Source organism: Trichococcus sp. ES5 (genome assembly GCF_900067165.1).
Classification (GTDB): Bacteria; Bacillota; Bacilli; order Lactobacillales; family Aerococcaceae; genus Trichococcus; species Trichococcus flocculiformis.
Genome location: NZ_FJND01000032.1, coordinates 1 through 8,519, shown reverse-complemented (window position 1 = coordinate 8,519; position 8,519 = coordinate 1). Strand labels below are relative to the sequence as shown.

Sequence of the window (8,519 nt, the reverse complement as noted above, 5' to 3'; positions counted from 1 at the left end):
AATCACGCCTAAAGAAGAGGCGATGCGCAATGCGGTTAGAAATTATGGTTACTTTGCATTGCTTTCTAATGAGGTCAATGATCCGTTTGAAGCGTTGTCTCTTTATCGCAGCAAGGATGTTGTTGAAAAAGCCTTCGGCAATTTAAAAGAGCGCCTCAACTTCAGAAGAATGCAAGTTTCGTCCGAATTATCCCTGAACGGGAAGCTTTTCGTGGAATTCATCGCTTTAATCTACTTGTCCTATGTGAAAAAGAAGATGCAGGATGCCGAGCTATTTAACCAATGGACTCTCCAAGGTGTACTGGATGAACTGGACACGATTGAATTATTCGAGTCCCCCGGACATGGACGCCTGTTGGGAGAGGTTACGACGAAGCAGAAGGAATTATATGAGGCGTTAGGGGTTGCCCCTCCCTCGTTATAAATTCCGGGAATTCAGGTTATATGCTGAATCACTACGGAAAAAACTCCAATTCCACAAAAGAAAAATCTAAAACACCACTCTTATGTATGCTGTAACCGGTTTGTTCGTCAAAACATGCATATGCCCATGCGCACTATTTTACTTAAATCCCACTAATATCTGGTTATACGCTTTACTTTACTCACCTTCAAGCCAGTTGAACAGTGGAACTTCTATCGTTTCTTGGTTGTCTTCTTTCAAAAAATAATTTAATCTATTTAAACTATTTGTAGCTTTTTTTATCAATTCGTTTGCATAGTCTCTCGTGATCACGGCTGGTCGGATTAGAAAAGCATTCATGTTTTCAATTTCCTTAATCATTTCGATTGCTTCTTCCCTATTTTTCTTTTCCTGTAGATTTATAAATATAAACATGTCCTCTTTGATTAATAAGACTATCTCTTCTAAATGTTTCATTTGTTTCTCAGTGGCGCTAGGGACAATTGTCCCATAACTCCAATGTGGGTCAAATCCAACAATGGATTTCCCACGTTTTTCCTCTTTGTATAGAATTTTTAGTTCAGTCAATTCATTAATTTCCGATACAGCAACATCTAACACTTTGAGTTTAAACATACCGGTATTCATAAGATAACTCTTCTTATTTTCGACACCAAAAAGTTTCAACAACGCTTCTTTTGAAACCGGCAAATGCCAATAACCATAATGTGCCTTCAAAAAATCGTATAATATCCAACTGTACGAGGATTTAAATTGAGAAGTAATCGTCAGATCCGTTAGCACGTACTTACTCAACTTTCGCACACTAAAAAAGACCATATAGACTTGATACATCAACATTTCCAGCTATAATATTATGCCGCTAAAGCACTTGGAAGCTGCTTTTCCGGTTGTGGGAATGCTCGTTTCAAGAAAGTTGGTAAATTATCGAAAACTCTATCCAGAAGCGACTCCACCATTTCTTCGGACAGGACAGGTTCTTCTGTCAGGGAAGCCTTCAGACAGTCAAATACCAATAGAATCGCCTCTGCAAAGCGGATGTCCTCCAGTTCATCACAACACAAGAAGAACAGCTGACCGATGGTCCTGGGATCTTGCTCTTCGCGTGTACGAAGGGCGAGCATGATGTAACGGGTGAAGACAATTGTCGTGTGGGCTACCATCGCATCGTAACTGCGGCACTGGAACTCTTTTCCTAGCGCCAGATGTGACTTTGCCACCTTGAAGAAACACTCGATATCCCAGCGTTTGCCATAGAGACGCACAATTTCTTCTTCAGGCAGATTGACATCCGTGGACAAGATTGCAAGCCAATTTTTGGAGCGATTTCGGTCACGCACGAAGACAATACGGGCCTGAATTTCTTTTTCATTATCGTCCAGTCCCAAGCTGACGACAACAGATGCGAGGATCTTGGCACGACCACGTTTTTTGCGCACAACTTGATACAACTGGGTCAGTGTATCCTTTTGCCCTTCATACGTGTAGTAGACGCGGTGCATACGTTTCAGCATACAGACTACCTCGAGTGGATACTCCGAAACCACGCGCTTGATTACTTTTGGAAATGCGAACCAACTATCGAAAAGCAACGTTCGAGCGCAGAGTTGGAGCGGATTTATATCATCAAGCAAGTCGAACAGCGCTTCTGTTGACTTTTTGACGGCTTCCTTCCGACGCTTGTAACCCACGGTGCGCTTATCTATGGTCGGGTTGATTTCCTGGAAACGGTTCGATTGTTTTTCTGAGCTCAATAAAGAGAACGCAAGCGGCACGAAAGTGTTCCCATCCGACCAACCCAAAGTCAGCATGCGAAAGCCACGGACGAACTTCCCAGTGGTATGATCATGAACGAGTGCAAGCATCTCGACCGATTTACTGCGGGCACGGCTGTATAAGGAATCGTCCAAAATCAGGACGCGTTCGCGGTTTTCTGAGACAAGCGGGAGCAAGTTCTGGGTAATGACATTTTGACTCAGCAGCAACAGAAATTTGCGCCAATTATAGGTTGCGTTGTTGAGCAAGCGATAAACCGCATCCTTGGCAGGAGCCTCTGGCTCCCGTCCGGATTCCAATGTCCGATATAAATTTTTCTTTTGAAGGACCAATGAAAAGATGAACTGGACCAGCATTACTGGTGAAATGCCTGCTTCTTTCCGAATATTGGATTGATTCAGTAACGTTCCCAGTTTCTGATTGCGAAAAAATTGATGAACGGAAGAATTAAGTTCCTGATTGATTTGATTTTCTGGTAAAATAGTAGCCATAAGACATCCCTCTTTCGTATGTGTTGTGTGGTAACTACATTTTACCAAAGAGAGGTGTCTTTTTGTGTACATTTTTGATAGTTAAGTCTTTAAAAACATTGACATATCAAAAGATTAAACAGATTTTATAACTGCGAAAGTTGAGTTATAGTCCCTGAGCGGTTACCGTTATAGCGTTTGTTTTTATAGTATTTATATATACAAAACTTAGCTATAACGGTAACCTAAAAAGCTATAGCACCAACGTTTATACGGATTTTATCTGCATATAATTATGCTGGAAAAAGTTGTCCAATATGAAAATGAATATGTTGGAAATAACTGTCTTATCAACGAAAAAATCCGCACCTATTCCATCAACTGGAGCAAGTGCGGATTTTTAACTTTATCTCCTAAAACAATGTATCCTATTTTCGTTAATTCATAAAAATAAGGGAGCCGAAACGATTTCTCCTCTAGTGCTTTAATTGTGTCCTCCTTTTTATTTATCGCTCTACAGTTCGATGGATCGTGAACACAGATTTCTGAAGTTGATACCTTTATTTTGGATTAATTTATTTGGCGGTGGAGGAAAGGCGGTTAAAGATTCAAAAAGATTAAATTAATTTAACAAAGATTAAATAAACATTCGAAAAGATTTTTAAAGATTCAAAAGATTGTAAAAAATAAAATTGTTGGAAGCGTTGCTATCATAACATTTCCAACCACTTTTCGGATTTCATTTATGGAAGCTACGTGCTCGATTTGAGGAATGAAATACTCGAAAGATTTCCAATCAATTTGTTTCATTACGAAAGATTGTTGTTCGGTTTCTACTATTTCTTGATATACAAGCTTCTATTCTTGTTAATTTTTTTAAAAGTTTGATAAATTTTATTTTTTCTTGATTTTTGTCATGACTAGCGAAAAAAAAGCCCAAGGCTATTATTTTCAGTTTTCGAATGACTGATAGGTAGGATAATCACATTCCGGATTGCTAAACGGGCGTTCCTCTCTCGTTTTTTGGAAAAAAGGACATGATAAAAAAGCCTGGGGTCCTAAAATTTTAAATTTAAGGCCAGATTCCGTAAACAAATACTGCTATTCTCATTGAATGCCCGTGTTAGTGGAGTCGCGCTCAAATTATTTTCAAATTCCGCTTCTATTATTTTCAAGGCTTTTTCGGCCGTTTTTAGCCCAAATGAGCTAATTAGGGCAACTCTCTCTGAAACGTTCAAAACGCTTTCCTGGGCTTTATATAAAGCGTTTGAGGCCATGTTTTGAGCAAAGAGCGTAAGTTTATGGGAGAAGACGATTTGCTCCTGCTGGCGTTGGTGTCGAGCATTGAACTCATTTTTAGGGCGCAGCGAAGCAACAAAGCCCCCTTTGACTTTTTTAGCCAAGGCTTTGCTCGAAGATAGTTTTTCATGGAATAATCTGTCTAATTTACGTTCTGTGTCAAAAATTTCCAATTTGAACAGTCCCTCTACTTTACTCAAAAGGGAAAGAACAGCCTTTTTATAGCGTAAATAAGGAGGAATACTGTTTTTAATTTCAGCATAAGAGAAGAAGGACTCCTCTTCGTTGTTGACATGAATATCTTTTTCGATAGCTCGAAGTGCTCGTAAAGATAGACGCAATGCATTTACGTCGTCCAACTCTAATAAAAACTCTAAATTTTCTCTGGTTAAGATGGTATAACCCGATTTAGAGCGGAATTTTCTGTTTTCGAATTCAGGCAATTCCACACAACTAGACTGATCGCGAACAGTGTCAGTAATTTCCTGCAAATCCATGATATCGTCTAGATAATTAGTAAACTGGACGGAAATAGTTCCGGAATAGAGTCTGGACCACTTTAAAATACCTCTATCTGAAAATATTTTATTATTCCGTTGGACAGTGCGTTCAGAACACTTCATTGCGGCAGCTAAATCGCTTTCTTTTACATGGATGATATTCCCATCACTATCACTTAGTCCGACAAATAAAAGCATCTGCTTGATTTGTGACCACGTGAAAGAAAGATAGGAGTCTTTTATGCCATATTCATGTTTTTCATAATGGTATTCCGTTCTCCCATCCGCTGTTTCTAGTTTATTTTCACGGTTGAGGCCGCTTAAGGCAATTAAAAGTTTATTTGAAACCGGGCTGTAAGCATTCAACGCAAGTGTCATCTGAGTTGCACCTCCTTTAAGGCATATTGTTTATTTCATTATTTACTCAAAGCAAATAGTTTTTATATCTGTTTTGTTAATATATCGTAATAATTTTAAAGTGTAAATACTTTTTTTTGTTATTAGTTATATTTCCCTATTTAACTAATTCACTATATATCTTTATACCTTTATATCTTTATACCTTTATAGTTTATTCACTATATAATCTTTTCCCTATTTCCCTATTTCCCTATTTCCCTATTTTTTTGATGTGTTAAATATTTCAAAAAGGTTAATATACAAACGTTTTATGCGGTTACGCCGACCTTTATTTAGTTATATTTCCCTATTTATCTATATCACTTTATAGCTATTTCCCTATTTATTTGCCTCACCTCTCCGTTAATTCCCTAATTCACTATATAACTTTATAACTATTTCCCTATTTTTTTATTTGTGCTGATTGCAAATTTAAGGTATACTTTTTATGTAATAGTTATATTTAACCGCGTAGCGTTAAGGAGGATTAATTATGAAATCTATTCTGAAAAGTAATTTAGATGAGGCAGTTGTAATTACAGTTGGAAATCGAAAGGGTGGAGTTGGGAAAACTTCTAACACAATATTGTTATCCTACTGTTTGGCAGCCAGAGGAATTAAAACACTGGTGGTCGATTTGGATCCACAAAGTAATGCAACAAAAAGTTTGATTTTAACAAAATCAAACCATGATCCTGATGGGATTATGACTATTGATAAAACTATAATGAGAGGCGTTCAAGAAGGCAAAATAGATGGCTTAGAAGTATTCATCATGGAAAATTTATATTTGTTACCGTCATTTATTGATTTTGAAGATTTCCCAAAATTTTTATTTCAAAATACATCTTCGCAAAAAGAGGAAGATTTCTTTATTCGTGATTTATTGGAGCCATTGAAAAAAAAATTTGATATCATTCTGATTGATGTCCCTCCTATGAGTGGAGAAATCACCCGTAACGCAGTCGTTTCATCTTCATTTGTTTTGATTTCACTTCAGACCCAAGAAAGATCATTGACTGGAGCGGAGGATTACATCAGAGAATTAGACAGACTTAATGCAGCATATTCACTCGATTTAATCGTTTTAGGCTTTATTCCAGTCCTTTTAAAAAACGGAGGCTCTGTAGATTCTTATATCATGCAAGTCGCCAAAGATAGCTTTGGCGAAGACAACATATTTCATACTGTGATTCCGCAGATGGAACGTATTAAGCGCTTCGATATAAACGGAATAACCCAGAGTGATCGCCATGATGAAAAAGTAATATCGAAATACAATGAATTAACAGATGAATTTCTGGAAAGATTAAATTATTATCTAGCGATAAAAGCAGGTGAAAATGATGAGTGAAGAAAAAAAGAGTGTTTTACGAGGAATGAATAGAAAGCCTGGTAATTTCGAGCCTGCGCAACCTTATACTAAGTCTTCTTCAAAAGAGGAGAATATAGTGGAGAAAATTGATAATAAAGTAATTACTCAAGAAAGAAGTCAGAAAAAAGAGTTTAAAAATCAACAACAACAGATAAAAGTATCGGCATCAATTAAAGAAGAATTAAATGCATTAAAATCAATCACAAAAACGAAATTTGATTACGAAATAATAGAATTGTTAATCGATAGTTATACTCAGCATTTAACCCCTATGCAACGCAGAAAGTTTAAAACCATGACCATGTCCGATGATGAAGAGTGAATCTGTTGGATTAGATAAAACGACTACAGTGCAAAACATTTAAAATTGCGGAATAAAATATTCTAAACAGTTCTACAAGAGAATGATGCTGTTTAGAGATTATGAAAATACAAAATGCTTATTACCCTAAGGGCAATAAGCGTTTTTTTTGATGGCATGCGTATCTTTTTAGCTGAAATAAAAGGGCTCATGTTACTGGTTATTTCACATACATTTTTTCAAAATTGCCTTCTAGTCTGAAGGAACTTCCACGAACAGTAAAGTGAAAATTAATTAATAGATTGCCGATTAACTCTCTGTATTCCGGGTGTAGTTCGACTTCGTAATGATCATCGAATGTCTTTACCACTTTAAATATACCACCAAATACATAAGTATCTTTCTCGCCAGGAACATGAATTATCGAAAAAATATAGGTTCGATTAAATCTGTTTTTCGCGCCCCTGTATTCATTCCAACTTTGCCACTCATTGAAATCCCTATTTAACACATCAAAAGGCTCCTCATTTCCGTTTGATTTAGCGACATGCAGTTTAAATTCTGTTTCGTCCATATTTCTCATCAAAAATCTCAATGTTTGCTTACTCAATTTTTCCCTCTCCTTTTTTGCAGACTATTATTGGAAAATGTTTAATTTGTTTTAACACTGTGTATAGACTCTGTGAAATCAGAATTTTGTCGTTCTTTTAAAGAACTACGGTAAAATTTGCACTTTTTTTTGAAATACCCCACAAAGTGCGACGAAATCTGCAACTTTTTTTACAAAAAAATACGTTTTGTAGGTCCAATTTTTCGTTGTAAAGTATCAATAATGGATCCGAAATCCTGTTTAAACAAGGTTTTCCTCTCTCCTTTCCAGATTTCTTCACCTTAAAATGAAAGAGAAAAAACAACCGAAAAAGTATCAATAGAAGCCGAAAAATATAAGATAGAAAACTCTAAGTTCGCTTCGCGAACAAATCCATGACAGAAAATAAGTTGCCACTTATAATTGAATTGAAGGTAACACAAATTCAACAATTTTAGCGGTGTTTTGCCGAACCCGTATAGAAAACTGAATGATTTCATCTTGTTGAGAAAAACCGAATATACCTTTGAGTATGGAAACAAAATTACAGATCTATTTCGATGAAATCCGTTATCTTCTCATTTTATTTTAGGAGGGATTTCCATGGAAGTTATGGTTGAAACCTGTTGCGGAATCGATGTGCATCAAAAGTCTATTGTCTGTTGTATACTTGACGGCCCGTTAGATACAAACACACCAAAAAAACAGCATCGTACCTTTGGTACAACAACAAAGAAACTTCGAGAAGCATTGGCATGGATTCAATCTCAGAACGTAACGCATGTTTTTTTCGAAAGTACTGGGCAATATTGGATTCCAATATTTAATATTTTTTATGACAGCAATCTGACGTTGATTCTGGCGAATCCGCAACATATTAAAAATCTTCCTGGAAAGAAGACAGACATGAACGATGCGGAATGGATTGCCCAACTTGGTAGATGTGGTCTGATCCATCCATCCTACATCCCTTGCGAAGAAGTTCAACAATTGCGGCTTCTGACAAGACGTCGGAAAGCCTATACCGAACGTATCACCCAATGTAAAAATGAAAATCATAATATTTTACAACGGGCGAACATTAAGCTAACGATATAGGTTGAAAGAATATTTATAACTTGTTTGCGTTCGAATGAAGTAACAGCAATTGGTAAAGGATTGATCAGGGATGTAAAAATCTGCGGCTCCATTTACTTCAAAGTGCGGAAAGAATCTCCCTTTTTTCAGATCCATTTTTTTAACGAAGGGTGCTCACTTTCATTCTTACTTTATATGAAAAAGAACCTATTACTGTGAAGACAACTTGAAAGTAGGTAGAGACGTTCTTAAAAAAGAATCAGAATCATTCTTATTTATTGCCAGCTTCAGAAGACGCGCAAGGATGAG

The 8,519-nt window shown here is 36.7% G+C and carries 7 protein-coding genes and 1 pseudogene; 4 read left to right on the top strand and 4 right to left on the bottom strand.

Annotated features, from left to right (window positions below; genetic code table 11):
* Positions 1-424: pseudogene (locus TES5_RS14075) on the top strand (transposase); the annotation flags it as partial.
* A 177-nt stretch (positions 425-601) separates the two neighbouring features.
* Here TES5_RS14075 and TES5_RS14070 read toward each other — a convergent pair.
* From TES5_RS14070 to TES5_RS14060, 3 genes are all read right to left on the bottom strand, one after another.
* Positions 602-1,141 (bottom strand): hypothetical protein, encoded by a 540-nt coding sequence (locus TES5_RS14070; protein WP_369813503.1) that lies wholly within the window; start codon positions 1,139-1,141, stop codon positions 602-604.
* Between the two features lie 137 nt (positions 1,142-1,278).
* The gene (locus tag TES5_RS14065; RefSeq protein WP_068562615.1) at positions 1,279-2,691 is read right to left on the bottom strand and encodes an IS4 family transposase; all 1,413 of its coding nucleotides are present in this window, start codon (positions 2,689-2,691) and stop codon (positions 1,279-1,281) included.
* Between the two features lie 1,037 nt (positions 2,692-3,728).
* The gene (locus TES5_RS14060; protein WP_068562614.1) at positions 3,729-4,847 is read right to left on the bottom strand and encodes a hypothetical protein; all 1,119 of its coding nucleotides are present in this window, start codon (positions 4,845-4,847) and stop codon (positions 3,729-3,731) included.
* A 514-nt stretch (positions 4,848-5,361) separates the two neighbouring features.
* Here TES5_RS14060 and TES5_RS14055 point away from each other — a divergent pair.
* A complete protein-coding gene (locus TES5_RS14055) occupies positions 5,362-6,222 on the top strand; it encodes a ParA family protein (protein ID WP_068562613.1) in 861 nt (286 codons plus the stop codon).
* Positions 6,215-6,565, top strand: a complete 351-nt coding sequence (locus TES5_RS14050) for a hypothetical protein (RefSeq protein ID WP_198143369.1) — start codon at positions 6,215-6,217, stop codon at positions 6,563-6,565. The genes TES5_RS14055 and TES5_RS14050 overlap by 8 nt, the downstream gene beginning before the upstream one ends.
* Before the next feature lie 199 nt (positions 6,566-6,764).
* Here the strand turns inward: TES5_RS14050 and TES5_RS14045 are convergent, their stop codons facing one another.
* Entirely contained in the window at positions 6,765-7,154 is a 390-nt protein-coding gene (locus TES5_RS14045) for a hypothetical protein (protein WP_068562612.1), read from the bottom strand.
* A gap of 582 nt (positions 7,155-7,736) precedes the next feature.
* Between TES5_RS14045 and TES5_RS14040 the strand changes: the two genes are divergently transcribed.
* Positions 7,737-8,231, top strand: a complete 495-nt coding sequence (locus tag TES5_RS14040) for an IS110 family transposase (protein WP_072763883.1) — start codon at positions 7,737-7,739, stop codon at positions 8,229-8,231.
* Positions 8,232-8,519: the final 288 nt, after the last annotated feature.

Bases quoted from the DNA above. Each gene is read 5' to 3' on its own strand.
- TES5_RS14065 (WP_068562615.1), bottom strand. From the start codon at position 2,691: ATGGCTACTATTTTACCAGAAAATCAAATCAATCAGGAACTTAATTCT.
- TES5_RS14060 (WP_068562614.1), bottom strand. From the start codon at position 4,847: ATGACACTTGCGTTGAATGCTTACAGCCCGGTTTCAAATAAACTTTTA.
- TES5_RS14055 (WP_068562613.1), top strand. From the start codon at position 5,362: ATGAAATCTATTCTGAAAAGTAATTTAGATGAGGCAGTTGTAATTACA.
- TES5_RS14050 (WP_198143369.1), top strand. From the start codon at position 6,215: ATGAGTGAAGAAAAAAAGAGTGTTTTACGAGGAATGAATAGAAAGCCT.
- TES5_RS14040 (WP_072763883.1), top strand. From the start codon at position 7,737: ATGGAAGTTATGGTTGAAACCTGTTGCGGAATCGATGTGCATCAAAAG.